A 23,846-nucleotide genomic window follows, 5' to 3' on the forward strand; every position below is an offset into this window, starting at 1 on the left:
GCGCCGGGAGGGGCTTCGGCCGCCACGCGCCCTAGGTGTGGCGGTGGCCCATGAAATGCAGCACCCGGTGCGCGACGTCGTCGATGAGCCGGTAGCGCATCGTCCGTCCCTCACGGCGCGCCTCGACCCAACCTTCCTCCCGGAGCACCCGAAGTGCTTGGGACGCCGCCGTGCGGGTGACCCCGGCCGCGCGTGCAAGGTCGGCGACCGGAGAATCGGGATGCAGGTGCATGTGCGACAGCAGATGGAGCCGAGTCGGGTCGGCGAGGAGCTCGAAGTGGCGCGCCCACTCCACACCCGTGGGCGGGTCGCCCGCAGGTGATCCCCCAACCTCCGACACGCCGACCTCCGGAACGCTGTCCCTGCTACCGTCTTCCATGTGTCTGATCAGACACATGTTTCTTCGGGAAGAGCCCTCATGCTATCTCGGTTCTCACGGCGTGCCTGCCTCGCCGGCGCACTTCTGACCCTCAGCCTGATGGGCTGCACGGCCCAGCCGCTCCCCGCCACCTCCGGCAGCGAGATCGTGCTCGCCGACGCTTACGAGCTGGGGGCTACAACCCCGTCTCCGGCTATGGCGAGCTCGGGGTCTCGCCGCTCTACGACGGGCTGATGCGGCTCGACAGCGCAGGCGACGAGGCCCTCCCCGCGTTCGCACCGGCCTTGGCCATGGAGGCGCCCATCCCCAACGCCGACTCGAGCGTGTGGAGCGTTCCGCTGCGCCAGGGCGTCACCTTCCACGACGGCACCCCCTTCGACGGTGCCGACGTGGTCGCCACCTACAACGCGGTGCTCGACCCAGGCAGCGCTTCGGAGATCGCGTCGGCGTTCGCCATGATCGCTGAGGTCAGTTCCAGCCGCACCGCAACGGGCGAGACCGTCACCTTCACCCTGGCCTACCCCTACGCCGACTTCCCGTCGCGCCTCCTGTTGGCGATCGCCCCCTCCGAGCGGCTCACCGGGGGGCCGGCGGCGGAGTCGAGCCTCAACCGCGAGCCTGTCGGCACCGGGCCGTACCGACTCAGCGAGTTGACCGCCGACCGTGCCGTGTTCACCGCGAACCCCCACTATTGGGCCGGCCCTCCGCAGGTGTCGAAGGTGACCACGGTGTATCTGCCCGACGACAACTCCCGCGTCCAGCGGGTGGCGGCCGGGGAGTTCGACGGCACCATCCTCCCGCCCGCACTGGCCCGCACGTTCACCTCCAAGCCCGGCTTCGGGATCGAGTCCGCCCACTCCGCCGATTGGCGGGGGGTCTCGCTGCCCGCCGATGTCGCCTTCACCCGGGATCCCCAGGTGCGTCTCGCCCTCAACCACGCCGTCGACCGGCAGGCGATGGTCGACACGGTCCTTGCCGGGTACGGCGAGGTGGCGCACACCCCCGTTTCAGCGGTGTACGGCGACGCCTTCGACCCCGCCGCGGTGTTCCCCTACGACGTCGACAAGGCTCGCTCCCTGCTGGCGGGAGCAGGCTGGAGTCCCGGCCCCGACGGCGTCCTGGTGAAGGGGACCGACCGGGCGGCCTTCACCGTGGCGTTCCGGCCGACCGACTCGGTTCGGCGCGACCTCGCGACGGCGTTCGCCGCCGACATGATGCGGGTCGGCGTCGAGGTGACCCTCGCGGGGCTGGACTTCGACAAGATCGAGCCTCGGGTGCGCGACCTGGGCATCCTGCTCGGCGGCGGCGACAAGCCCTTCTCGCTGGACACCCAGGTCTACGCCGCACTGCACTCCCCCCTGCCCGGGACGGCCCTCTGGGACAACCCGGGCCAGTTCAGCACTCCCGCGCGCGACGCTGCGCTCGACCAGGCGCGCCGGACCCTGGACCCGGAGCGACGGACCAGTCTGTACCGACAGGTCCAGGCGGACTACCTCACCGACCCGTCCTACGTCTTCCTGGTGTTCCTCGAGCACACCTACGCCGTCCGGGACAGCACGTGGCAGCGCGCTCCGGTGACGATCGAGCCGCACTCCCACGGGGTGAACTGGGGGCCGTGGTGGAACGTGGCCTCCTGGACACGCTGACGACCGTGCAGACGGCCCACGGATCGCAGACGCCCTCACCGGACCTCGCGACAGCCCGGCGTCGGCGCCGCGCCCGCGAAGTGCGAGGGCTGATCGGGCGGCGGATCACGGTGGCTCTGCCGCTGCTGGTCCTGATCTCGATGGGTCTGTTCGTCCTGGCCCAGGCCTCGCCGTTCGACCCGCTCGTCGGTTACCTGGGCGACCGCTACCCGCTCACCACACCCGAGCAGCGCCAGTCGATGCGTGAGGTGCTCCGGCTCGATCAGCCCTGGTGGGCGGGCTGGCTGGCCTGGGCGTCCGATCTGGTGTCCGGAGATCTCGGCCACTCGCGTTCGTACGCCATGCCGGTTTCGGCCGTGCTGGCCGAACGTCTGCCCGCCACGCTCCTGCTGTCGGCGGCGGGTCTGGCCGTCGCCCTGCTCCTGAGCCTGCTCGGCGCCCTGATCGCCGCGCTCAACCCGGGCTCTGTCCTGGACCGGGCGACCCACGCGCTCGCCACCTTCCTGCAGGCTGTTCCGCCCTTCGTTCTCGCCCTGGCCGCGGTGACCGTCGGGCCATCACCCTCGGCTGGTTCCCGGCGGGCGGGGCCTCCCCCGTGGTCGGCCCCACCACCGCCCTCACCACGGTGCATCATCTGATCCTTCCGGCGCTGGTTCTGGGGCTGTCGCAGATGCCGTGGCTGCTGCTCTCGCTGCACGCCGAGATCACCACCGCACTCGCCTCCGACCCGGTGCGCGCGGCGCTCGCCCGCGGCCTGCCGTGGCCCGGCGTGGTGGTCGGTCACGTGCTGCCGCCCGCCCTGGCGCCTCTGGTCACGCTGGTGGGGGTACGACTCCCTGAGTTGATCGTGGGGGCGGCCCTCGTCGAGGAGGTGTTCGGATGGCCCGGCGTCGCGGCCGCGATGGTGACGTCGGCCCGAACCCTGGACATGCCGCTTCTCGCCATCCTGACCGTGGCCAGCACCGCCACCGTCCTGCTCGGCTCACTCCTGTCCGATCTCGGCTACCTCGCTCTCGACCCCCGGGTGCGCATCGATGACTGACGCGCTCCTCACCGCCGCCCCGCGCCGTCGGACCGAACCGGGGGCATGGTGGGCCATCATCGTCCTGATCGTGGTGCTCGCCTACGCCGCCCTGGTTCCCCTGCTCGCTCCCGCCGCCCTGCACGAGGTGGACCTCGCCGCGGCCCGGGAGGCGCCGTCCCCGTCCCACCTGTTCGGCACCGACAACTCCGGGCGTGATCTCTTCGTGCGGGTCGCCGAGGGCATGCGCGTCAGCCTGCTCATCGCCCTGGTCTGCGCCCTCACCTCGACGCTCATCGGCGTGGCGGTCGGTACCGTCGCGGCCGTGGCGGGCGGCGTGGTCGATGGGGCCCTGATGCGCGCAACGGACGCCACCAACGCCCTGCCCCACCTGCTGCTCGGGATCGTGATCGTGGCGTTCTTCCCCGGCTCGCTCACCGCGATCATCGCCTCCATCGCGCTCACGCACTGGCCGCAGGTCGCCAGGATCGTGCGCTCGGTGGCGGTCACCACCCGACGCATGGAGTTCGTGGACGCCGCCTACCTGGCCGGCGCGACCCACCGCGATGTGGCGTTCCGCCACGTCGTGCCCGCCGCTTCGGGCCAGTCGGTCGTGGCCGTCGTCCTGCTGCTGCCGCACGCCATCTGGCACGAGTCGACCCTGTCGTTCCTGGGCCTGGGGCTGGCCCCCGACCGCGCGTCGCTGGGCACACTCCTGCAGATCTCACGCGGCGAGGTGATGATCGGTGGTTGGTGGACCCTCGCATTCCCCGCCGCCGCCCTCGTGGTGACGGCCTTCGCGATCGCGGGCCTGGCCGGGGCAGCGCAGCGTCGCGTGGCCCCGATCGCCGAGGGGCGCGTGACGTGACCGCCGTCGACATCCGCGCGCTGACCCTGCGCATTCCCACCACCGTCGGTCGCCGCCCTGCCTGGGTTCACGTGGCCAACGACGTCTCCCTGGCCCTGACCCCCGGTCGGATGCACGCGCTCGTCGGGGAGTCCGGGTGCGGGAAGTCCGTGCTGGCGGCGACCCTGAGCGGCCTGCTGCCACCGCGCACCCGGGTGAGCGGCCACGTGGTCATCGGGCGGACCGATGTCACGGCCGCGCTGGGGTATCCCCGCGATCCTGTGTGGGTTCCGCTGCGCGGCCGCGTCGTCGGGACGGTCCCCCAGTCGGCGGCGACGGCCTTCACGCCGACCCGGAGGATCCGTCGGCAGATCGAGGAGACCGTCGCCGCCCTGGGGGGTCTCCGCACAGCGGAGGACCTGGCCGACGCCTGCCACCTCCCACGCTGGGCCCTGGACGCCTACCCCCACGAACTGTCGGGCGGACTGATCGGTCGAGCAGCGCTGGCGGCCGCGTTGGCGGGGCAACCCTCCGTTCTCGTCGCGGATGAGCCCACCGCCTCCCTCGACCGTCCGCTGGCCCGCACCGTCCTCGGGCTGCTTCGCGCTCAGGCCGACTCGGGGGTCGCCGTCCTGCTGATCACCCACGACCTCGCGGCGCTCCTCGACGGCGTCCGGGACGGCCGGCCACTGGTGGAGGACCTGTCGGTGATGTACGCCGGACGCCTGGTCGAGCAGGGCCCGGCTTCTGACGTCTGGGCGGCGCCGAGCCACTCCTACACCCGGGCTCTGCTCGACGCGCTGCCGCGCAACGGCCTCCGGGAGGTACCGGGAACGCCGCCCACACTCACCGACCCCGATGGCCCGGCGCGCTTCGACGATCGTCTCCGGGGTGCGTCATGAGCCTGAACGCCACGGCCATCACCGTGAGCTACGACGGCCGCCTCGTGCTGGACGGCGTCTCCCTGAGCCTCGCCCCGGGGCGGACGGTGGGGCTGGTCGGCCCGTCCGGGGTGGGGAAGTCGACTCTGGCCCGCGTGATGGCGGGCCTGCTCAGCCCCCTCGCCGGCCAGGTCACCCGCGACGGTGTTCCGGTCGAGACGGGCCGGGGCCGGATGGCCGGAGCGGTCACCATGCTGTTCCAGTCGCCGCATCGCTCGTGCAGCCCCCGGCAGCGGCTGGGCGCCCTGATCGCGGAGCCCTGGGCCATCGCCGGTGTGCCGCGAAGCGATCGCCACGAGCGGGTGACGGCGCTGGCGCACGAGGTCGGCCTCACCACCGACCTGCTGGGGCGACTTCCCGCCCAGGTCAGTGACGGCCAGCTCCAGCGCGCCGCGCTGGCCCGCGCGCTGGCGTCCGGCCCCGACTACCTGATCTGCGACGAGGCCACGGCCATGCTCGACCCCATCAGCACGGCCGCGATCGTCGCCGTCCTCCGCCGACGAGCCGCCGCCGGGCTGGGCGTGCTGGCGATCAGCCACGACACCGAACTGCTCGACGCCTGGGCCGACGAGGTGGTGGCCCTCCCCGCGCTCGGTCCGGAGCGCACGCCGGGCGGCCCCGCCGCCGGTGCGTGAGCAGTTGACCGGGACAGGCTGAGGGCCTCGCCCACGACCGCGATCAGGCGGGGTGAAACCCCCAACCTCGGGCGCGGTCACCGCGCGGAGGGGCTCAGGCTCGCCGGTGCAGGAGGTGCGTGGCGACGGCCCCGCGGAGGTTCTCCCCCGCCCGGGCGAGCGCCTCGGGCAGCGGCTGGCCGGCGGGGGTGATGGTGATCAGAGCCTCCACGGCGCCGTCGCGCAGCAGCACGTCGGCCTCGGGTTCGACGCGTCCGGCGAAGATCGCCACGGGGACGCCGTGGCGCCGGGCGGCGGCGACGATGCCGGCGGGTGCCTTGCCCGCGAGCGTCTGGGCGTCGGCCGATCCTTCCCCGGTGAGGACCAGGGTGGCGCCGGCGACGCGGTCGTCCAGGTGCACCAGATCCGCGACCAGGTCGATGCCCGGGCCGAGCTCGGCACCGAGGAGGGCCAGCAGGGCGAAGCCGAGGCCGCCCGCGGCGCCAGCCCCGGCCTGCGACGCCAGCCGTCCGCGGCTGACGAGGGCGGCGACCCTTTCCAGCACTTCGTCCAGGCGGGGCACGTCCGCAGCGGTGGCGCCCTTCTGCGGGCCGAACACGGCGCTCGCGCCGCGCGGCCCGGTGAGCGGGGTGTCCACGTCGCACGCCACCCGGACGCGGACCGCGCCCAGCCGGGGATCCAGGCCGGCCGCGTCGACCTCGGCGAGCTCGGCCAGGCCGCGCGGCGTGGTGGCGACGGGTTCCCCCGCCGCGTCCAGGAACCGGACGCCGAGCGCGGAGAGCATGCCGGCACCGGCGTCGTTGGTGGCCGATCCGCCCAGCCCGATCAGCAGTTCGGTCGCGCCCGCGTCGAGGGCCGCGGCGATCAGCTGGCCGACGCCACGGGTGTCGGCGTCCCAGATGGCGCGGTCCTCGTCGGCGACGGCCTCCAGGCCGACCGCGGAGGCGACTTCGATGACGGCCAGGTGGCCGGTGAGCGCGAACCGACCCCGGGCCGGCCGGCCCAGCGCGTCCAGCACGTCCACCTGGACGATCCGCGCGCCGAGCGCCCCGGCGAGGGCGTCGGTGAAGCCCTCCCCGCCGTCGGACAGCGGCAGCTCGACCGCGTCGGCGTCGGGCCACGCGTCCCGCACCCCGTCCGCCATCGCGGCGGCGGCCTGGGTGGCGGTGAGGGCGTGCTTGAACGAGTCGGGGGCGCACACGACGCGCACGGTCATGGGGTCTCTCCTAGCGGCCGCGCAGCGCGTCCAGATCGCGCCGCTGCTTCTTGGTCGGGCGTCCGGCTCCGCGATCGCGCACGGCGACCTTGCCGCTCATCGCGTCGATGGGCGGCGGCTTGTCCGGGGTGTGGTCGACGTAGGCGGTCTGGGCGACCGGCGCGCCGACCCGCTTGGCCAGGGTGGGGTTCGTCACCTGGAGGATGCGTTCCTCACCTTCGCGGCGCACCCGGATCCTGTCGCCCGTGGCGACGGGTTGGGCCGCCTTGGCGGGGGCGTCGTTGACGCGGACGTGCCCGCCCCGGCAGGCGGCCGTGGCGGCGGAGCGGGTCTTGAACAGCCGCACCGACCACAGCCATGCGTCCAGGCGAGCCATGCCCTCACCCTAGCCGGGCCGGATCCGCTCCGGGCCGTCGACCTGCCCCGCGCACGTGTCCGGGGGACGCCGTGGAGGGCCGACGCCGGGCGCGACCGGGCCGCCACCGTCCGACGACCCGACCGACGGCGTCGCTTCACCAGGTCAGGCCGTGCCCCAGCACGTAGTCGTTGCCGTCGGCGTCGCGGTAGGCGTAGGTCGAGCCCTCGGGCATGTATTGCTGCTTGGCGAAGCCGGGCACGTCGTTGGGCGAGGCGCAGCGGCCCTGCTCGTCGACCGCGATCACGGCCTCGGACGCCGGCAGCGTGATCGGCAGCCTGCCGTGCGGGGCGCTCGCCCCGGTGAGCACGTCGAACTGGGCGTCGAAGAACGTGGAGAACCCGGCGACCAGGGCGTCCGCGAGCGGCTCGACGTCGTCGAGGATCCACGGCATGGCCAGGTTCACCGACAGCACCACCTTCTGGCCGCGGGCGCGTGCGTCCCGGGCCAGGCCACGGAACCGGTCGGCGCCCAGCAGGGTGGTCTCGGCGTAGGTCTCGCCGCCGGTGGAGGTGAGTTGCTTGTCCTCGCACAGGGTCAGCTCGAGCAGGCCCGGGGTCGAGCTGAAGTAGTTGCCCGACTGTGGGTCGGCGAACAGCACCACGGCGTCGGCGTCCTCGGGGCGCTCGACCAGCCGCAGCCCGGCGTGTTCGGACGCCGCCGCGCGCGCCTGCGTCGTCTTGAGCTCGGCGCGCTCCGGGGAGCGGTGGAACACCTCGACGTAGACGGTCGTGCCGGCCGGCAGCGGCAGCGTCCCGCCGGAGTTCTTCAACGCCACGACCGACTTGCGGTGCGTGGCGGCGGCGAGTTCCCAGCCGGGCGACGCGGCGATCAGGCCGTCCGCCGCGGCGGCGTCCACGTAGGTGTGCTCGTCGAACAGCCCGAGGGCGAACATCTCGATCAGGAGCCGGGAGCAGGCCTCCTCGAGCCGGGCGCGGGTGATCCAGCCGTGGTCGACGGCGGCCCGCAGGTCGGCCACGTTGTTGGTGTCGGCGACCAGGTCGGTGCCGGCGTTGATGGTCTTGGCGAACCGCTCGGGGATCGACAGGTCCTCCACGCCCCAGCACATGTTGTCGGTGATGCCGGAGTCGGAGTTGACGTAGCCGGTGAACCCCAGCTGGCCGCGCAGCAGGTCGTGCAGCACGTAGCGGTTGAACGCGAACCCGACCTCCTCGTAGGGGATCTCGACGCCGTCGACGGCCTGGACCACCGACTTCGCGATCGAGGGCGCGGAGTAGTACGGCATGAACGACGAGGTCGCGGTCGCGGCTCGGAACGGCGGCAGGTGGTAGGCCTCGAAGCTGCCGGGGGTCGGGTAGCAGTTCCACTTGCCCTCGGCGTAGTGCGGGTCGAACCCGTTCTCGCGGGCGCCGCCGCCCGGGAAGTGCTTGATGGTGGTGGCGACGCTGGTGCCGTCGAGCCGCTCGCCCTGCAGGCCGGCGACGAGGCGTCCGATGATGTCGGCGATCAGCGCGGGGTCCTCGCCGAACGTGCCGTAGATCCGCTGCCAGCGCGGGTCGGTGACCACGTCGGCCATGTACAGGTAGCCCTTGCGGATGCCCGCCGCCAACCACTCCTGCCGGACGACGGCGGCGAACTCCGACGCCAGGGACGCGTCCCCGCCGACGGCCAGGTCGCCGAGGATGGCGGCGGCGATCCCCAGGGTGGCCGGGAAGGTCGAGAAGGCGCCGACGGCGTCGTTCATGCCGAAGATCGGCTCGCCGTTCTCGTTGCGCGAGTTGGACGCCGCGAGCGTCGGGATGCCCAGCCGGGTCGACTCGGCCACCTCGTTCATGGCGTTGTTCCAGGTGGCGAGCTGCGTCGCCGAGACGGGGTCGCGCAGGATGAAGTGGCGCAGCTTGAGCCGCTCGATGGTCTCGGTGGTGCCGAACACCTTGCGCGTGGCGAAGATGGACGTCCCCGCCTCGATGGTCCGCTCGTCGAGTGCCCCGTCGTGCGACGTCTCGGCCCCCTCGGGGGCGATGAAGCCGGTGAACCGGGTGTTGATGAGCATCATCCCGACGAGCTCGTCGAGGTCCATCCGGGCGACCAGGTCGGCCGCCCGCTCGGCCGGCGTGAGCCGCCAGTCCTCGTAAGGGTCCAGCTCGCCGTTGCCGTTGAGGTCCTTGAAGCGGAGCCCGTCCACGTCGATGAGCTGCTTGGAACGGACCTCGAGGTGCGGCTGCTGCATGGCGGACTCCAATGGGCTGGACGGGTGCGGGGTCACCTCGATGCTAAGGAGCGCGGCGCATCCCGGCCCAGTTGTTGCCGTACTTTCCAGAAACATTGCCAGGCGTGTCCGGGGACGCGAACGAGGGCGCCCCCAGCGGGAGCGCCCTCGTTCGGAAAAGCTGTGTCAGGCCTGCTCGGCCAGCGCCACGTTCACCACGCGGCGGCCGCGGCGGCTGCCGAACTCGACGGTGCCGGGCTTGAGCGCGAACAGCGTGTCGTCCTTGCCACGGCCGACGTTGTCGCCGGGGTGGAAGTGCGTGCCGCGCTGGCGGACGATGATCTCGCCCGCGCCGACGACCTCGCCGCCGAAGCGCTTGACGCCGAGGCGCTGCGCGTTGGAGTCGCGACCGTTGCGCGAGCTCGATGCACCCTTCTTATGTGCCATGTCTTCTCAGTCCCCTCAGCCGTCGATGCCGGTGATCTTGACGCGGGTGTAGCGCTGGCGATGGCCCTGGCGCTTCTTGTACCCGGTCTTGTTCTTGTACTTCAGAATGTGGATCTTGGGGCCCTTGTGCTCGGCGAGCACCTCGGCCGTCACCGACACCTTGGCGAGCTTGCCGGCATCCGTGGTCACGGCGTCGCCGTCGACCAGCATCAGCGGCGTGAGCGGCACGCTGGAGCCGATCTCGGCGTCGACGATCCTGTCGACGGTGAGGACATCGCCGACAGCCACCTTGTGCTGGCGTCCGCCGCTGCGCACGATCGCGTACACGCCTGACCTGCTTTCCTACGAAAATCTGTCGTCTTGATCGAACATCGGGCCATCGGGCCCGCGCCCTCGGTGCCGGAGGCGGCTCCACATCAGCGAAGCGCCCGCACAGGCACCGGGGATCAAGATTACTGGCACCCCTGCCCCGGGTCAAACCAACCGGGACGGCGTTGCGCCGTCATTCGCCCACGGCAAGGAACGTCAGCACGGCACGCACGCGACGGTTCTCCTCGCCGGGCCCCAGGTCCAGTTTGCCGAAGATGTTGGCGACGTGTTTGCTGACCGCCCCCGGCGACAGGTGGAGTCCCTCGCCGATCTGCCCGTTCGACTGGCCGCGCGCCATCAGTTCGAGCACCTCGAGCTCGCGCGGGGTGAGCGCGGCCAGCCGCGTCGGCGTCCGGTGCATGAGGCGGGCGGCCACGTCGGGGTCGACCACGACCCCGCCGGCCGCGACCACGGCCAGCGAGCGCAGGAAGTCCGCCACCCGCGCGACCCGGTCCTTGAGCAGGTAGCCCAGGCCGCCGACCCCGTCGGGCGTCGCGCCGGCGTCCGACCCGAAGAGCTGGTGGGCGTACTCGGGCGCGACGTACTGGCTCACGAGCAGGATCGCGATGGTGGGGTGGGCCCGCCGGATGGCCAGCGCCGCCCGCAGCCCGTCGTCGGTGAGCGTCGGCGGCATCCGGACGTCGGTGATGACCACGTCCACGCCGTCGTCGGCGGCGTGCCGCACGACGGCCAGCAGTTCGTCTGCGTCGGCGGCCTGCGCCACGATCTCGTGGCCCTGGCGCTCCAGCAGGCCCGCGATGCCCTCGCGCAGCAGCGCGGAGTCGTCCGCGACGATGATCCTCATGGCCGGCCCTCCCCCTCGGTCGGAACGCCGGTCTCGCCCCGGCGCAGCAGCAGCGGGATGCGCGCCGCCACGCTCGTCGGCCCGCCCGGCGGGCTCGTGAGGCTGAGCTCGCCGCCGAACGTCGCCAGCCGCTCCCGCAGCCCCGCCAGGCCGTGGCCGGGGCGCAGCGCCGCGCCGCCGGGACCGTCGTCGACCACGCTGACGTGCAGCGTCGTGTCGGCGGCCACCACCACGCTGACGTGGGAGCCGGGGGCGTGCTTGATCGCGTTCGTCAGCGCCTCCGACGCGAAGAACCAGGCGGCGCTGAGCACGCCCGGCGGCAGCGGCGGCAGCGGGTGGGGGACCCGCACCTCGATGGCCGACTCGGGCGTGCTCAGCCGCTCCCCCAGCTCCCGGACCGCCGCCTCGAGGCCGCGCTCGGCCAGCGTCCGGGAATGGACGCCGGCGACGGTCTCGCGCAGCGCCTTCAGCGCCCCGTCGGTGTCGTCCTGGGCTTCGGCCAGCAGCCGCGCCACGGCGACCAGCTGCGGCGAGTCGGCGGCGGAGCGCAGGCCCTCGAGGGCCAGCAACGCCTCCCCGACCTTCATGGACGCCGCCACGAGGTACTGCTGCGCGCCGTCGTGGAGGTCGCGCTCGATGCGCGCCCGTTCGATCTCGAACGCGTCCACGATGGTGCGCCGCGACTCGGTGAGCTGCTGGACGGCGCGGGCGTAGTCGGCCTGCGCCCCCGCCGGGGGCGCCGCCTGCTTGCGTCGGCCGAACACCCGCCCCAGTCTGCCAGGGTGGAGCTGGGTCCACCCCACAACGGGTGCCCGCGCCATGGTCCGGCGCCCGCGCCGCCACAAGACTGGAGCCATGACCACGAGCATCCCCACCCAGACCACCACGGGCACCCTCCGCGCCCGCGATCTCGTCAAGCGCTACGGCCCGGTCGTGGCGCTCGGCGGCGTCACCCTCGAGCTGTCCGCCGGCGAGAGCGTCGCGATCATGGGGCCGTCGGGGTCGGGCAAGTCCACCCTCCTGCACTGCCTCTCGGGCATCCTTCCCCCCGACGAGGGCGAGGTCACGCTCGGCCACCTGCCCGTCTCGCAACTCTCGGACGCCGAGCGCTCCCGGCTGCGGCGCGAGCGCTTCGGCTTCGTCTTCCAGGACGGCCAGCTGATCGGCGAGCTCCCCGCCCGGGAGAACGTCGCCCTGCCGCTGCTGCTCGCCGGGGTCGGGCGCGGCGAGGCGCTGCGGCGCGCCGACGCGTGGCTGGCGCGCCTCGGCCTGGAGACGATGGGCACCCGCCGCCCCGGCGAGCTGTCCGGCGGCCAGGCGCAGCGCGTGGCCATCGCCCGCGCCCTGGTGCACGACCCGTCGGTGATCTTCGCCGACGAGCCGACCGGCGCGCTGGACCAGGCCACCGGCCACGAGGTGATGCAGATCCTCACCGCGACCGCCCGCACGATGGGCGCCACCCTCGTCGTGGTCACCCACGACCTGCACGTCGCGCGCTGGTGCTCCCGCCTCATCGAGATCCGCGACGCCCTGGTCCACTCCGACACCCGCCAGGAGGCCTGAGATGGGCAGCAACACCCTCGCCCTGTCGACCCAGCTGGCGACCGCACGGCTCCGCGACCCCCGCGGGACCGGATCGCTGGACGTCTTCGCGGTCGTCGCCTACGGCGTCACCGCCTGGCTCGCCTTCGTCGTCGCCTCCGGCACGTGGATGTTCGTGCGGCGCCAGACCGAGCCGTCGGCGTGGCTGGTCGCGGTCGACCCCGAGGCGGCCGCCATGTTCGGCCCCTCCTATGTGGCGCTCGCGTTCATCGCCTGCGCGCTCCTCATCGTGCCGATCCTGACCCTGGGCGGCGCCGCGGCGCGGCTCGGTGCCCGCGGGCGCGCCCGCCGGCTGGCCTCGCTGCGGCTCATCGGCATGACGTCGGGGCAGATCGTGGGCATGTCGGTCGTGGAGAGCCTCGTCCAGGCGGCGGCCGGGCTCGTGCTCGGCGCGGCCGCCTGGGGGCTGAGCGTCCCGCTGCTCGGGCTGCTCACCTTCCAGCACGCGGCGGTGGCCGCGCATCACCTGCTCATGCCCTGGTGGCTGTGGCTCGCGCTGATCGGCACGCTGCTGGCGCTCGCGGCGGTCTCGACCGCGCTGGGGCTGACCCGGGTCTCGATCTCCCCGCTGGGGGTCGCCCGGCAGACCAGCGCCCCGGCGCTCGGCGCCCGCCGCCTCCTGGCGCTGCTCGCCGGGGTGGCCGCCATCAGCCTGCTCAGCTTCGTGCTGCAACTCCCCCTCGGCGCCCTGGTGATGGGCCTGATCTTCGCCGGCCTGCTGGGCGCGGGGATCGGGACGATGAACCTGGTCGCACCGTGGCTGCTGCAGGTGCTGGCCCGCATCGGGGTCGCGACCGGATCGCCGGCCCGGATGATCGCGATGCGCCGCATCATCGCCGACCCCCGCGGCGCCTGGCGCAACGTGTCCTCGCTGGCCCTGATCGGCGTGATCGCCGGCATGCTCGCCGTCATCCCGGTCGATGCCGCGACCTTCGGCGGGATGGACGACATCAACCTCATGATCATGTCCGACATCCGCACCGGTGCCCTGGTCACGCTGGCCATCGCCCTGCTGGTCGGGGCCACCTCGACCGCCCTGACGCAGGCGTCCGACGTGGTCGACCGGTCCGACGAGCTCGTCGCCCTGGACCGGATGGGCGTCCCGCCCGCCCTGGACGCCGCCGCGCGCCGCCACCAGGTGCTCATGCCCCTGCTGACCACCCTGGCCCTGTCGCTCGGCCTGGGTGTCCTCGCCTCGCTGAGCGTGATGTCGGCCTCCCCCGACATGTTCAGCTGGGGGCTGTCGAGCGGGACCCTGGTGCTGGGCACGGTGCTCGTCGCGGTCGGCCTGACGCTGGCGGCCGCGGAGGCCACCCGTCCCCTGCGCCGCCGGGCGATCCACCAGCAGGTGCGCCGCAACGACTGATCAGCCCAGGAGGGGCGTCAGGAACTCCTCGGCGGCGGCGACGACCTTCCCCGACGCCGCCGCCGGGAAGCTGTGGGTGGCCCCCGGAACCACGATCAGGTTCCGGGGGCCACCCTGCGTCCGCGCCAGGGCGTCCGCGAACTCGGCGGGCGAACCGAACGGATCGCGCGCCCCGGACACCAGCAGCATCGGGACGCCGACCGGCTCCATCTCGGCGGCGCGGCTCGCCTCGGGTTTGCCCGGCGGGTGCAGCGGGAAGCTGAGCGCCAGCACGCCGGCCAGGTCGGGCGTCCAGGTGCGGCAGGCGATCCGGGCGCCGGCGCTGCGCCCGCCGGTCACCAGCGGCAGGCCGGGCCAGCGGCGTCCCACCTCGGCGACGGCCGCTTCCCAGGCGGGGTCGGACGCCGGGGGCCGCGGCCCCACCTTCTTCCCGGCCACGCGCCAGCCGAACTCGAACCGGGCGACGACCCAGCCGTGCGCGGGCAGGGCGCGGGCCAGCGCGTCCAGGTCGACGGTGCGCACCTGACCGGAGTGCCCGCCGCCGAGCAGGAGGACCCCCTTCGGGTCGTCGCCGACCACCCAGGACAGCCGCCCCGGACCCTGGTCGGTGGGCACCTCCACGCTCTGCTCGCTCATGCGTGCACCATGACATGCTGAGCGCATGGACTTCTACAACCTCTACGACCACGACATGGTGCGCGTGGCCGCGGCGACGTTCCCGCTCACGCTGGTGGAGCCGGACAGGAACGCGGCCGCGATCGTGGCGGAGGCCCAGCGTCTGGACGCCGAGGGGGTCCGGCTCGTGGTGTTCCCCGAGATGTGCCTGGTCGGGTACTCCATCGACGACCTCGTGCTGCAGGACGCGGTGCTGGACGGCGTCGACCACGCCCTGACCGACCTGGTCGCCGCGTCGACGGATCTCGGCGCCGTCCTGGTGGTGGGCGCGCCGCTGCGCAGCCTCAACCGGGTCTACAACTGCGCGGTCGTCATCCACCGAGGCGCGGTCCTGGGCGTGGTGCCCAAGGTGTACCTGCCCACGTACCGCGAGTTCTACGAGGCCCGCACGATCGGCAGCGGGGAGGACGTGACCGGCGAGATCGCCGTCGCGGGCCAGGACGCCCCGTTCGGCGCCGACCTGCTGTTCGAGGCGGCCGATCTGCCCGGGTTCGTGCTGGCGGTGGAGATCTGCGAGGACATGTGGGTGCCGGTGCCGCCCGCCGCCGAGGCGGCGCTGGCCGGGGCGACCGTGATCGTCAACCTGTCGGGCTCCCCCATCACCGTGGCCAAGTCCGTGGAGCGCCACCTGCTGTGCCAGTCGAGCTCGGCGCGCTACCTGTCGGCGTACCTGTACGCCGCGGGCGGCGAGGGCGAGTCCAGCACCGACCTGTCCTGGGACGGCCAGACGATGATCTACGAGAACGGGACGCTGCTGGCCGAGTCCGAGCGGTTCCCGTCCGGCGCCCGCGCCTCGATCGCCGACGTCGACCTCGGGACGCTGACCCAGGAGCGGCTCCGGCAGGGCACCTTCGACGACAACCGGCGCGTCCACGCCGAACGGGCCGCGCAGTACCGCACCGTCACCTTCGACCTGGAGCCCCCGTCGGGCGACCTGGGGCTGCGGCGTCCGCTGGCCCGGTTCCCGTTCGTGCCCAGCGACCCGGAGCGGCTGGCGCAGGACTGCTACGAGGCGTACAACATCCAGGTGGCCGGCCTGGAGCAGCGGCTGAAGAAGATCGGCCAGCCCAAGATCGTCATCGGCGTCTCGGGCGGCCTGGACTCCACGCACGCGCTGCTCGTCGCGGCGCAGGCGATGGACCGGATGGGCCGGCCGCGCACCGACGTTCTGGCGTTCACCATGCCGGGCTTCGCCACCTCCGACCACACCCGCAACAACGCCGCCGCGCTGTGCGAGGCCCTCGGCGTCTCGTTCGAGACCCTCGACATCACGCCCGCCTGCCGCGCGCTGCTGGAGCAGATCGGGCACCCGTTCGCCGACGGCGAGCCCGTCTACGACGTGACGTTCGAGAACGTCCAGGCCGGGATGCGCACCGACTTCCTGTTCCGCCTGGCCAACCAGCGCGGCGGCATCGTGCTGGGGACCGGCGACCTGTCCGAGCTCGCGCTGGGCTGGTGCACCTACGGCGTCGGCGACCAGATGAGCCACTACAACGTCAACGGCGGCGTCCCCAAGACGCTCATGCAGCACCTGATCCGCTGGGTGATCTCCTCCGACCTGTTCGGGGACAAGGCCGACGAGGTGCTGACCTCGATCCTCAACACCGAGATCACCCCCGAACTCGTGCCGACCACCGAGGGCGAGAAGCCGCAGTCCACCGAGGCCTCCATCGGGCCCTACAACCTGCAGGACTTCACCCTCTACTACGTGCTGCGGCACGGGATGCTGCCCTCCAAGATCGCCTTCCTGGCCACGCACGCCTGGGGCGACGCGGCCGCGGGCGCGTGGCCCGAGGGCTTCCCGGACGCCAAGCGCGTCGCCTACGACCTCCCGACGATCAAGAAGTGGCTCGGCGTCTTCTGCAATCGCTTCTTCGGCTTCGCGCAGTTCAAGCGCTCCGCGCTGCCGAACGGCCCGAAGGTCGTGCGCGGCGGCTCGCTGTCGCCGCGCGGCGACTGGCGGATGCCGTCCGACACCTCCGCCACCCTGTGGGTCGACGAGCTGGAAAGGAACGTCCCGTGAGCCTGTCCCCCCTGACCGCCGTGATCTTCGACGTCGCCAACGTGATCGTGGACTGGGATCCGCGCCTGCCGCTGGCCGGGCGCGTCCCCGAGGAGACCATCGAGGCGTTCCTCGCCCACGAGGAGTTCTGGGACCTCAACGCCGAGGCGGACGCCGGGGTGACCATCGCCGAGATGATCCCCCGCGTCGACGCCGACATGCCCGAGTTGTCGGAGGCGTTCCGGGTCTACCTGGAGCACTTCGCCGACAGCGTGCCGGCGACGGTGCCGGGCACGACCGAGATCCTCGACGAGCTGCTGGCCCGCGGCGTCCCGACCTACGGGCTGTCGAACTGGTGGCCGGAGAACTTCACGGTGCCGCGCGCGATGGCGCCGGTCATCGGGCGCTTGCGCGACGTCGTCGTCTCGGGGCACGTCGGGCTCGCCAAGCCCGACCCGGCGATCTTCGAGCTCGCGGCGGCGCGGTTCGGGGTCGAGCCGGCCACGACGCTGTTCGTCGACGACTCGCTGCCGAACATCGAGTCCGCTGCCGCGCTCGGGTTCGCCACCCACCACTTCACCCACGCCGACCGGCTGCGCCGCGACCTGGTCGACCGGGGCCTGCTCGACTGAGCCCCTGCGCCGGGGCGCGCGCTCAGTCGAACGGCCAGCCCTCCACCATGCCGGGGGCGCGGTCGGGCTCGCGCAGGAACTCCTGTCCGAACATCACCGCGAACGCTGGCGGCGGCATCAGGAGCATCCCGGCGGCGTCGGGCTGGCTGGCGTGCGCCGCCAGCGCGTCCCGCTTCACCTGGATCAGGTCGGAGATGTCGACCGCCCAGTGCAGGTGCGCCTCGGGCGTCCCGATCGGGTTGCCGTCGTCCATGGGGGCGTCGACGTCCCACCCCTCGAATCCCTGGGCCGCGGCCTCGACGGCGAAGCGGCGCATCCGGTCGCGGTTCATGGTCGCCTCCAGGTAGCGGGGCCGGCGCGCGGCCACGTCGGCGGCGCGGCGCGTCACCCGATGCACCTGGACGTGGTCGGGGTGACCGTAGCCGCCGTGCCAGTCGTAGCCGACCAGCGCGTCGGCGTCCTCCTCGTCGAGGACGTCCGCGATCTCGCGCGCGACGGCGTCCACGTCGGCCCGCATGAAGGCGCCCTCGGCCGCGTTGCTGTCCCAGCCGCGCATCCCGGAGTCGTGGTAGGGCAGCCACACCAGCCGCTGGGCGCCCGTGACGACGGCGGACGCCTCCGCCTCGGCCCGGCGCAGCTCGGCCAGCGAGCCGGCCTCCCCCTCGGGCAACGTGCCCTGGCTGCCGTCGGTGGCGTAGATGATGACGACGCGGTGCCCCTGCGCGACGGCGCGCGCGATGGTCCCCGAGGTCTGGCTGGCCTCGTCGTCGGGATGGGCGTGGACGAACACGATGGTGGACACGGCGCCACTGTGCCACCACGCGCCTCACAGCGCGCGGCGACGCCCATCCCTCGGGCGGTCGGTCAGGGCCGCAGCGGGCGTCCCGCGCTGTCGCGGGGGCTGCCCGCCAGGATGATGATCCCGTCGATCACGGGCCAGAGGATGCCGAAGCCCATGGTGAGGAAGGTCACCAGGATCTGGGCGATGCCCATGCCGACGTTGCCCATGTAGAAGCGGCCCACGCCCAGCCAGCCCAGGAAGATCTGCAGCAGGCCGGCCGCCAGCTTGCTCTTGTCGGAGTAGGGGATCCCCGTGAGCGGGTCCAGGCCGTACGGCGCGGAGATCCCGACCCCGTACCCGGGCCCCATGACGCCGTAGGCGGGCACGGGGTACGGCGCCGGGGCGTAGGGCGGCGCGGGCCGGCCCGCGGAGGCGTCGTAGCCGCCCGGGTTGGAGCCGAACCCCGTGGCGTAGGCGTTCGTCGGCGTCCCGAATCCGGTGGCGTACGGGTCGGCCGGCGTCCCGAAGCCCGGCGCCTCGAAGCCCCTCGGTTCGGCGGTGCGCCCCGTCCCGTACGGGGAGGGGCCCGCATCGAACGTGGGCGTCGTGAACGGCACCCCGGGCGACCCGAGGGGCTCGGCGGGGTCCGCGGCGAGCGGCTTGCCGAAGTCCGGGAAGGGCGCTTCCCGCGACGCGAGGGGCTCGGCGGGGTCCGCGGAGAGCGGCTTGCCGAAGTCGGGGAAGGGCGGCGGGGACTGCGGGTCTGACATGACACTCTCTCTCGTGGTGCCGGGCGGCGCTGCGAAGATATCAGCGCCCACCGACGGTGTTCACCGTTATGGACGGGCCGGTGCCGGACCGGGACCGGGCACGCACCGGGGAGCCCCTGAGGTCTCGACCCGGCGGCCGTGGAATGCTGGATCGGTGCAGCTGATGGCCCTGTCCCCCGGAGACGAACAACGCCTACGCCGGCTCCGCCGGATGAAGGTCGTCGCCCTGTCCCTGCTGATCGCGGCGGCGGTGATCTACCTCCTCACGTTCCGCCTGGATCACGCGGGCGTCTGGGGGTACGTCAACACCATGGCCGAGGCGGCGATGGTGGGCGCGATGGCCGACTGGTTCGCCGTCACCGCCCTGTTCAAGCACCCGCTCGGCATCCCGATCCCCCACACCGCCATCATCCCCCGCAAGAAGGACGAGCTCGCCGGCTCGCTGCAGTCGTTCTTCGCCGACAACTTCCTCACCGAGGGGATCGTCCGCGAGCGGATGGCGGACGCCCACCTGGCGCGCCGCCTCGGCGTCTGGCTGCAGGACGAGGCCCACGCGCGCCGACTGGTGGTCGAGGCCGTACGGATCCTGAAGGCCGCCCTGAACAAGGTGAGCGACGAGGACGTCCGCAGCGTCGCGACCGACGTGCTGCTCCCCCGCCTGGCCAAGGAGGAGGTCGCCCCGATGACAGGGGCCCTGCTGGAGGCCATCGTCGAGGACCGCGCGCACAAGGGGCTGGTCGACCTGGTGCTGCGCGAGCTCTACACCTGGCTCACCAAGAATCCCCGCGACTTCACCGCGATGCTGCACGAGCGCGCGCCGAAGTGGTCGCCGCAGTTCGTCAACCAGCGGGTCGTGTCCGCCCTGTACTGGCAGGCGCTGGACTGGGTCGCGGCCGTCCGGGACGACCCCGAGCACCAGACCCGGCAGGCGCTCGACGCCCTGCTGCTGCGGATCGCCTCCGACCTGGGCGAGGACGCGTCCGTGCAGGCCCGCGCCGAGGCGCTGAAGGTCAAGCTGCTGATGCACCCGCAGATCGGCGACACCGTGATCTCGCTGTGGCAGAGCCTGCGCGCCAGCCTGAACGACGCCCTGGACGACCCCGACTCGACCATCCGGGCCCGCGCCGTGGCGATGATCGAGGACCTGGGCCGCACCCTGGTGGTGGACGAGGCGCAGCAGGCGCGCGTCGACGGGCTCGCCCAGGACGCCGTGGGCTACCTCGTCACCACCTACGGCCGGGAGCTCAGCTCGGTCATCAGCCACACCATCAAGGAGTGGGACGGCCAGAGCGCGTCGCGCCGCATCGAGCTCTACGTGGGCCGGGACCTGCAGTTCATCCGCATCAACGGCACCGTCGTGGGCGCGCTGGTCGGCCTGATCATCCACGCGGTGACCCAGCTGCTGCTGTAGCCGGTCAGCGCCGCCCGCGCGCCCCGGCGGCGAGTTCGGCCTTGAGGGCGAAGCTGACCAGCCAATGGGTCGCCATGAAGTCGCCCTCGACGATCTCGCGGGCGACCCGCTCCACCTCCGGCTCGGTGCGGGCCGCGATCCGGGCGGCGGCGTCGGCGTCCAGCAGGCCGGCGAGCTCGCGCAGGTGCCAGGACCGCGACAGCGCGAGCCCGAGCAGGTGCGCCAACTGGCCGTCGGCGGCGTCGGCACCCACGGGCGCGGCGAACACGGGGTCGCCCTCGCGGGCCAGCCCCGGGAGGAAGTCCGCGAGCCAGCCCGCGGCGTCCGGCCCCAGGACGCGGGCCATCAGGACCGCCTCGCTCAGGCCCGCCGACAGGAAGTCGTGGCCGCCCGGCTCCCACGCGATCGGGTAGGCGCGGTCCGCGCCGAACCAGCGGGTCGCGGCCGCGTCGATCGCGCCGACCAGGTCGCGCCGCCCCAGGTCCAGGGCGGCGTCGCGGGCCAGCGCCAGCGCGAACGCGGTGTTCTGGTGGGTGCCGACGCGCACCGGCAGCGGCATCCCGGGCAGCCAGTCGGCGAACCGCTGCGCCAGCACGTCCCCCAGCGGCGCGAGCGCCGTGGCCCAGCGCGGGGCGTGCGGGTGGGGCGACGTGGCGGCCGCGGCGACGAGCTGCAGCGCCCAGGCCCAGCCGTAGGGCCGCTCGAAGCTCGGACGCCGGCGCAGCAGGTCCGCCTCGGCGGCCACGGCGTCCGGGGTGAGGCGCTCGTCCAGCAGGGCGGTCAGCGCGGCCGCCGCGTCGGCGTCCAGTGGGCGTCCGGGCAGGCCGAGCAGCGTGACCCCGGACCACAGCATGTGGACGCAGCTGTGCCAGTCGTAGCTGCCGTGGAAGGCCGGATGCAGCCGCGTGGGCGTGACGTCGACGTCGTCGGGCCCGGTGACGGTGTGCTGGGCCGCCCACGGGTAGGGGCGGCGGACGGCCGCCACGACCGTCCCGGCCCAGGCCTGCGCCTGGTCGGGGGTCGGTCGCGCGGTCACGTCGCTCAGGAGTCGGCTGCGGCGGAGCCGGCGGCCGCGTGGTCGCCGCCGTTCGACTCCGAGCCCTTGCCGTTGTCGGAGCGGCCGCGGGAGCGGCCCGAGCGGGAGCGGCTGGGGCGGCGGCCGTGGTCGCGGTCCCCGCCGTCGGCGGGAGACTGGGTGGCGACGGGGGCGTCGTGGACGTGGTAGCCGCGGCCGTTGCAGGTCTCGCAGCTCACCGTGAACGCCTCGGCCAGGCCGGTGCCGATCCGCTTGCGGGTCATCTGCACCAGGCCGAGCGAGGTGACCTCGGCGACCTGGTGGCGGGTGCGGTCGCGGCCCAGGCACTCCACCAGCCGGCGCAGCAGCAGCTCGCGGTTGGCGGGCAGCACCATGTCGATGAAGTCGATGACGATGATGCCGCCGATGTCGCGCAGCCGCAGCTGGCGGACGACCTCCTCGGCCGCCTCCAGGTTGTTGGAGGTGACGGTGGCCTCGAGGTTGCCCGACGTGCCGGTGAACTTGCCGGTGTTGACGTCGATGACGGTCATCGCCTCGGTGCGGTCGATGATGAGCGAGCCGCCGGAGGGCAGATGCACCTTGCGCTCGAGCGCCTTGGACACCTGCTCGTTGACGCGGAACTTGTCGAACAGGTCGCCCTCGGTCTCCCGGTCCCAGCGGCGCAGCCGCTCGCTGAGGTGCGGCGCGACGTGCGTGACGTAGCCCTCGACGGTGTCCCAGGCGTCCTCGCCCTGGCCGTTGCCCTCGACGACGAGGGCGGTGAAGTCCTCGGTGAACAGGTCGCGCACGATGCGGACGGTCAGGTCGGGCTCCGCGTAGAGCTGCTGCGGGGCCGAGCCGGCCTTCACCTTCTTCTCGATGACCTCCCACTGCGCCTGCAGGCGGTGGACGTCGCGCTCCAGCTCGTCCTGGCTCGCCCCCTCGGCGGCGGTGCGCACGATGACCGAGGCGTTGTCGCCGACGGCGGCGTCCAGGATGCCCTTGAGGCGGGCCCGTTCCCCGTCGGGGAGCTTGCGGGAGATGCCCGAGAGCTGTCCGCCCGGGCAGTACACGACGTAGCGGCCCGGGACCGAGATGTGGCCGGTCAGGCGGGCGCCCTTCGCACCGATCGGATCCTTGGTGACCTGCACCAGGATCGTCTGGCCGGACTTGAGCACCTTCTCGATGCGGCGGTCCTCGCCGGTCACGCCGTAGGCGTCCCAGTCGACCTCGCCGGCGTAGATCACGGCGTTGCGGCCGCGGCCGATGTCGATGAAGGCGGCCTCCATGCTGGGCAGCACGTTCTGGACGCGCCCCAGGTAGACGTTGCCGATCAGGGACGCCGAGCTGTCGCGGTCCACGTAGTGCTCGACCAGGATGCCGTCCTCCAGCACCGCGATCTGGGTGTAGTCCTCGGCCTGGCGGATCAGCATCTGCCGGTCGAGCGACTCGCGCCGGGCCAGGAACTCGGCCTCGGACAGGATCGGGGCGCGGCGGCGGCCGGCGGCGCGGCCCTCGCGGCGGCGCTGACGCTTGGCCTCCATGCGCGTGGAGCCCTCGATGCCGGTGATCTCGTCGTTGGGCGACTTGGTGCGACGGGGCTCGCGGACCTTGATGACGACGTCGACGCCGTCCTCGTCGGCCGCGCCGGTGTCCTCACCGCGGCGGCGGCGCCGGCGGCGGCGGCGCGACGAGCCGGAGGACGACTCGGAGTGGTCGTCACCGTCGCCATCGTCGCCCTCGTCGGACGCGCCGGCCTCCGAGGCGTCCTCGCCCTCGGCGTCGCCGCCGTCGGAGGAGTCCTCGTCGGAGTCCGAATCGTCGGAATCGCCGTCGTGCTCGTCGGTGCTGCGGCGCCGGCGACGGCCGCCGCGGCGGCGACGGCGGCGGCGCGGCGTCGCGTCGTCGTTCTCGCCGTCGGCGTCCTCGGAGTCGTCGGAATCGCCGTCGTTGTCGTCGTCGGTGTCCTCGTCGGACGCCGCGGGCTGGTCGCCCCCGATGGCGGCCGCGAGGCTGTCGAGCGCGGCGGTGACGTCGGCGTCGTCGCGCGCGGCGTCCTCCTGCTCGCCCTTCTCGCGCGAGGCGGTCAGCTCGGCCAGGCTCGCGCCGACCTCGTCGGCGGTGTCACCGGACTCGGCGTGCTCGTCGGCGTCGGCGCGGCGGCGGCCGCCCCGGCGTCGGGTGCTGCGGGTGCCGGCGCGGCTCGTCCGGCGGGCGGGGGCCGGGGTGTCCTCGTCGGAGGCCTCGCCCTGGTCCGCGGCGCCCTCGTCGGGGTGGCCTCGGCCTGCGGCGCGTCGGGCGCGGGGGTCTCCGCGGCGGCGTCCTCGGCCGGAGCGTCGTTCTCGGCGGGGGCTTCCTCGGCCGGCGCGGGGGCGTCCTCGGCGGTCGCCGCGTCCGGGGCCTGCTCAGCGTCCTGGTCCTGGGCCGGCGCCGCCACGTCCGCGCTGTCGGCGGGTGTCTCGGGTTCGGCGTCCTCGGCGGGAGTCTCGGGCTCGGCGGGCTCGTCGGCCTCAGCGGCGGGTGCCTCCTCGGCCGGAGCCTCGGGCTCGGCTTCCTCCTCCGCGGCGGACACGGCCTCGGCGGGCGGTGCCTCGACCGGCTCGGCGGCGGGGACGCTCTCCTCGACGACCTCGGTCGCGGCGGCGTATTCCTCGGGGTCTCCCCCACGGCGGCGGCCTGCTCGGCGACGTCGGCGGGGCCG

General features: G+C 73.4%; 23 protein-coding genes and 1 pseudogene. 11 read left to right on the forward strand and 13 right to left on the reverse strand.

What is annotated here, in order from left to right:
* Positions 1 to 31 precede the first annotated feature (31 nt).
* A complete protein-coding gene (locus G7070_RS19370) occupies positions 32 to 397 on the reverse strand; it encodes an ArsR/SmtB family transcription factor (protein ID WP_166231144.1) in 366 nt (121 codons plus the stop codon).
* A 215-nt stretch (positions 398 to 612) separates the two neighbouring features.
* Between G7070_RS19370 and G7070_RS00930 the strand changes: the two genes are divergently transcribed.
* The 6 genes from G7070_RS00930 to G7070_RS00950 all read left to right on the forward strand — a co-directional run bounded on the left by G7070_RS00930 (position 613) and on the right by G7070_RS00950 (position 5,469).
* A complete protein-coding gene (locus G7070_RS00930) occupies positions 613 to 2,025 on the forward strand; it encodes an ABC transporter substrate-binding protein (protein WP_206079873.1) in 1,413 nt (470 codons plus the stop codon).
* A 110-nt stretch (positions 2,026 to 2,135) separates the two neighbouring features.
* The gene (locus G7070_RS17445; protein ID WP_206079874.1) at positions 2,136 to 2,663 is read left to right on the forward strand and encodes an ABC transporter permease family protein; all 528 of its coding nucleotides are present in this window, start codon (positions 2,136 to 2,138) and stop codon (positions 2,661 to 2,663) included.
* Positions 2,651 to 3,067 (forward strand): ABC transporter permease subunit, encoded by a 417-nt coding sequence (locus G7070_RS17450; RefSeq protein WP_206079875.1) that lies wholly within the window; start codon positions 2,651 to 2,653, stop codon positions 3,065 to 3,067. The genes G7070_RS17445 and G7070_RS17450 overlap by 13 nt, the downstream gene beginning before the upstream one ends.
* Positions 3,060 to 3,914, forward strand: coding sequence for an ABC transporter permease (locus tag G7070_RS00940; protein WP_166231147.1), 855 nt, complete (start codon positions 3,060 to 3,062; stop codon positions 3,912 to 3,914). Before G7070_RS17450 ends, G7070_RS00940 begins: the two co-directional genes overlap by 8 nt.
* A complete protein-coding gene (locus G7070_RS00945; RefSeq protein WP_206079876.1) occupies positions 3,911 to 4,795 on the forward strand; it encodes an ATP-binding cassette domain-containing protein in 885 nt (294 codons plus the stop codon). Before G7070_RS00940 ends, G7070_RS00945 begins: the two co-directional genes overlap by 4 nt.
* Positions 4,792 to 5,469 (forward strand): ABC transporter ATP-binding protein, encoded by a 678-nt coding sequence (locus G7070_RS00950; RefSeq protein WP_166231150.1) that lies wholly within the window; start codon positions 4,792 to 4,794, stop codon positions 5,467 to 5,469. Before G7070_RS00945 ends, G7070_RS00950 begins: the two co-directional genes overlap by 4 nt.
* 94 nt (positions 5,470 to 5,563) lie before the next feature.
* Here the strand turns inward: G7070_RS00950 and G7070_RS00955 are convergent, their stop codons facing one another.
* From G7070_RS00955 to G7070_RS00985, 7 genes are all read right to left on the reverse strand, one after another.
* Positions 5,564 to 6,685: a glycerate kinase gene (locus G7070_RS00955; protein WP_206079877.1), complete on the reverse strand. Its 1,122-nt coding sequence runs from the start codon at positions 6,683 to 6,685 to the stop codon at positions 5,564 to 5,566.
* Positions 6,686 to 6,695: 10 nt separating this feature from the next.
* Complete coding sequence (locus tag G7070_RS00960) at positions 6,696 to 7,061, reverse strand: RNA-binding S4 domain-containing protein (RefSeq protein ID WP_166231153.1); 366 nt, start codon at positions 7,059 to 7,061, stop codon at positions 6,696 to 6,698.
* Positions 7,062 to 7,197: 136 nt separating this feature from the next.
* Complete coding sequence (locus tag G7070_RS00965) at positions 7,198 to 9,291, reverse strand: glycoside hydrolase family 3 protein (protein ID WP_166231156.1); 2,094 nt, start codon at positions 9,289 to 9,291, stop codon at positions 7,198 to 7,200.
* 165 nt (positions 9,292 to 9,456) lie between these two features.
* Complete coding sequence (gene rpmA, locus G7070_RS00970; RefSeq protein ID WP_166231159.1) at positions 9,457 to 9,717, reverse strand: 50S ribosomal protein L27; 261 nt, start codon at positions 9,715 to 9,717, stop codon at positions 9,457 to 9,459.
* Between the two features lie 15 nt (positions 9,718 to 9,732).
* Complete coding sequence (rplU, locus tag G7070_RS00975; protein WP_166231162.1) at positions 9,733 to 10,044, reverse strand: 50S ribosomal protein L21; 312 nt, start codon at positions 10,042 to 10,044, stop codon at positions 9,733 to 9,735.
* Between the two features lie 175 nt (positions 10,045 to 10,219).
* Positions 10,220 to 10,891, reverse strand: coding sequence for a response regulator transcription factor (locus tag G7070_RS00980; protein WP_166231164.1), 672 nt, complete (start codon positions 10,889 to 10,891; stop codon positions 10,220 to 10,222).
* Positions 10,888 to 11,655 carry a sensor histidine kinase gene (locus tag G7070_RS00985; protein WP_246227203.1) on the reverse strand — a complete coding sequence of 256 codons (768 nt, stop codon included), beginning with the start codon at positions 11,653 to 11,655 and terminating at the stop codon, positions 10,888 to 10,890. Before G7070_RS00985 ends, G7070_RS00980 begins: the two co-directional genes overlap by 4 nt.
* A gap of 91 nt (positions 11,656 to 11,746) precedes the next feature.
* Here G7070_RS00985 and G7070_RS00990 point away from each other — a divergent pair, with 91 nt between their 5' ends.
* Both G7070_RS00990 and G7070_RS00995 read left to right on the forward strand, forming a co-directional pair.
* On the forward strand, positions 11,747 to 12,454 hold the full coding sequence (locus G7070_RS00990) for an ABC transporter ATP-binding protein (RefSeq protein ID WP_166231167.1): 708 nt from the start codon (positions 11,747 to 11,749) through the stop codon (positions 12,452 to 12,454).
* 1 nt (position 12,455) lies between these two features.
* Entirely contained in the window at positions 12,456 to 13,859 is a 1,404-nt protein-coding gene (locus tag G7070_RS00995) for an FtsX-like permease family protein (protein ID WP_166231170.1), read from the forward strand.
* Here G7070_RS00995 and G7070_RS01000 read toward each other — a convergent pair whose 3' ends face one another.
* On the reverse strand, positions 13,860 to 14,495 hold the full coding sequence (locus tag G7070_RS01000; RefSeq protein ID WP_166231173.1) for an alpha/beta hydrolase family protein: 636 nt from the start codon (positions 14,493 to 14,495) through the stop codon (positions 13,860 to 13,862).
* 25 nt (positions 14,496 to 14,520) lie between these two features.
* Here G7070_RS01000 and G7070_RS01005 point away from each other — a divergent pair, with 25 nt between their 5' ends.
* Both G7070_RS01005 and G7070_RS01010 read left to right on the forward strand, forming a co-directional pair.
* Entirely contained in the window at positions 14,521 to 16,557 is a 2,037-nt protein-coding gene (locus tag G7070_RS01005) for an NAD(+) synthase (protein ID WP_166231176.1), read from the forward strand.
* Entirely contained in the window at positions 16,554 to 17,168 is a 615-nt protein-coding gene (locus G7070_RS01010) for an HAD family hydrolase (protein ID WP_166231179.1), read from the forward strand. The genes G7070_RS01005 and G7070_RS01010 overlap by 4 nt, the downstream gene beginning before the upstream one ends.
* 22 nt (positions 17,169 to 17,190) lie before the next feature.
* On the opposite strand, the gene G7070_RS01015 is transcribed toward G7070_RS01010, so the two are convergent.
* A complete protein-coding gene (locus G7070_RS01015) occupies positions 17,191 to 17,970 on the reverse strand; it encodes a PIG-L deacetylase family protein (RefSeq protein WP_166231182.1) in 780 nt (259 codons plus the stop codon).
* 62 nt (positions 17,971 to 18,032) lie between these two features.
* Positions 18,033 to 18,719, reverse strand: coding sequence for a TM2 domain-containing protein (locus G7070_RS01020; RefSeq protein ID WP_166231185.1), 687 nt, complete (start codon positions 18,717 to 18,719; stop codon positions 18,033 to 18,035).
* A gap of 211 nt (positions 18,720 to 18,930) precedes the next feature.
* On the opposite strand from G7070_RS01020, the gene G7070_RS01025 reads away from it, so the two are divergent.
* Entirely contained in the window at positions 18,931 to 20,130 is a 1,200-nt protein-coding gene (locus G7070_RS01025) for a DUF445 domain-containing protein (protein WP_166231188.1), read from the forward strand.
* A 4-nt stretch (positions 20,131 to 20,134) separates the two neighbouring features.
* Here the strand turns inward: G7070_RS01025 and G7070_RS01030 are convergent, their stop codons facing one another.
* Positions 20,135 to 21,166 (reverse strand): DUF2891 family protein, encoded by a 1,032-nt coding sequence (locus G7070_RS01030; protein WP_166231191.1) that lies wholly within the window; start codon positions 21,164 to 21,166, stop codon positions 20,135 to 20,137.
* A gap of 5 nt (positions 21,167 to 21,171) precedes the next feature.
* A pseudogene (locus G7070_RS01035) lies at positions 21,172 to 23,554 on the reverse strand (Rne/Rng family ribonuclease).
* Between the last annotated feature and the right edge of the window lie 292 nt (positions 23,555 to 23,846).

The organism is Propioniciclava coleopterorum, assembly GCF_011393335.1.
Taxonomy (GTDB): domain Bacteria; phylum Actinomycetota; class Actinomycetes; order Propionibacteriales; family Propionibacteriaceae; genus Propioniciclava; species Propioniciclava coleopterorum.

Coding starts and splice junctions, on each gene's coding strand:
- G7070_RS00980 (WP_166231164.1), bottom strand. CDS start 10,891: ATGAGGATCATCGTCGCGGACGACTCCGCGCTGCTGCGCGAGGGCATC.
- G7070_RS01005 (WP_166231176.1), top strand. CDS start 14,521: ATGGACTTCTACAACCTCTACGACCACGACATGGTGCGCGTGGCCGCG.
- G7070_RS00990 (WP_166231167.1), top strand. CDS start 11,747: ATGACCACGAGCATCCCCACCCAGACCACCACGGGCACCCTCCGCGCC.
- G7070_RS00995 (WP_166231170.1), top strand. CDS start 12,456: ATGGGCAGCAACACCCTCGCCCTGTCGACCCAGCTGGCGACCGCACGG.
- G7070_RS00930 (WP_206079873.1), top strand. CDS start 613: ATGCGGCTCGACAGCGCAGGCGACGAGGCCCTCCCCGCGTTCGCACCG.
- G7070_RS00960 (WP_166231153.1), bottom strand. CDS start 7,061: ATGGCTCGCCTGGACGCATGGCTGTGGTCGGTGCGGCTGTTCAAGACC.
- G7070_RS00965 (WP_166231156.1), bottom strand. CDS start 9,291: ATGCAGCAGCCGCACCTCGAGGTCCGTTCCAAGCAGCTCATCGACGTG.
- G7070_RS01020 (WP_166231185.1), bottom strand. CDS start 18,719: ATGTCAGACCCGCAGTCCCCGCCGCCCTTCCCCGACTTCGGCAAGCCG.
- G7070_RS00940 (WP_166231147.1), top strand. CDS start 3,060: ATGACTGACGCGCTCCTCACCGCCGCCCCGCGCCGTCGGACCGAACCG.
- rpmA (WP_166231159.1), bottom strand. CDS start 9,717: ATGGCACATAAGAAGGGTGCATCGAGCTCGCGCAACGGTCGCGACTCC.
- G7070_RS01000 (WP_166231173.1), bottom strand. CDS start 14,495: ATGAGCGAGCAGAGCGTGGAGGTGCCCACCGACCAGGGTCCGGGGCGG.
- G7070_RS01025 (WP_166231188.1), top strand. CDS start 18,931: ATGAAGGTCGTCGCCCTGTCCCTGCTGATCGCGGCGGCGGTGATCTAC.
- G7070_RS00950 (WP_166231150.1), top strand. CDS start 4,792: ATGAGCCTGAACGCCACGGCCATCACCGTGAGCTACGACGGCCGCCTC.
- G7070_RS00955 (WP_206079877.1), bottom strand. CDS start 6,685: ATGACCGTGCGCGTCGTGTGCGCCCCCGACTCGTTCAAGCACGCCCTC.
- G7070_RS19370 (WP_166231144.1), bottom strand. CDS start 397: ATGTGTCTGATCAGACACATGGAAGACGGTAGCAGGGACAGCGTTCCG.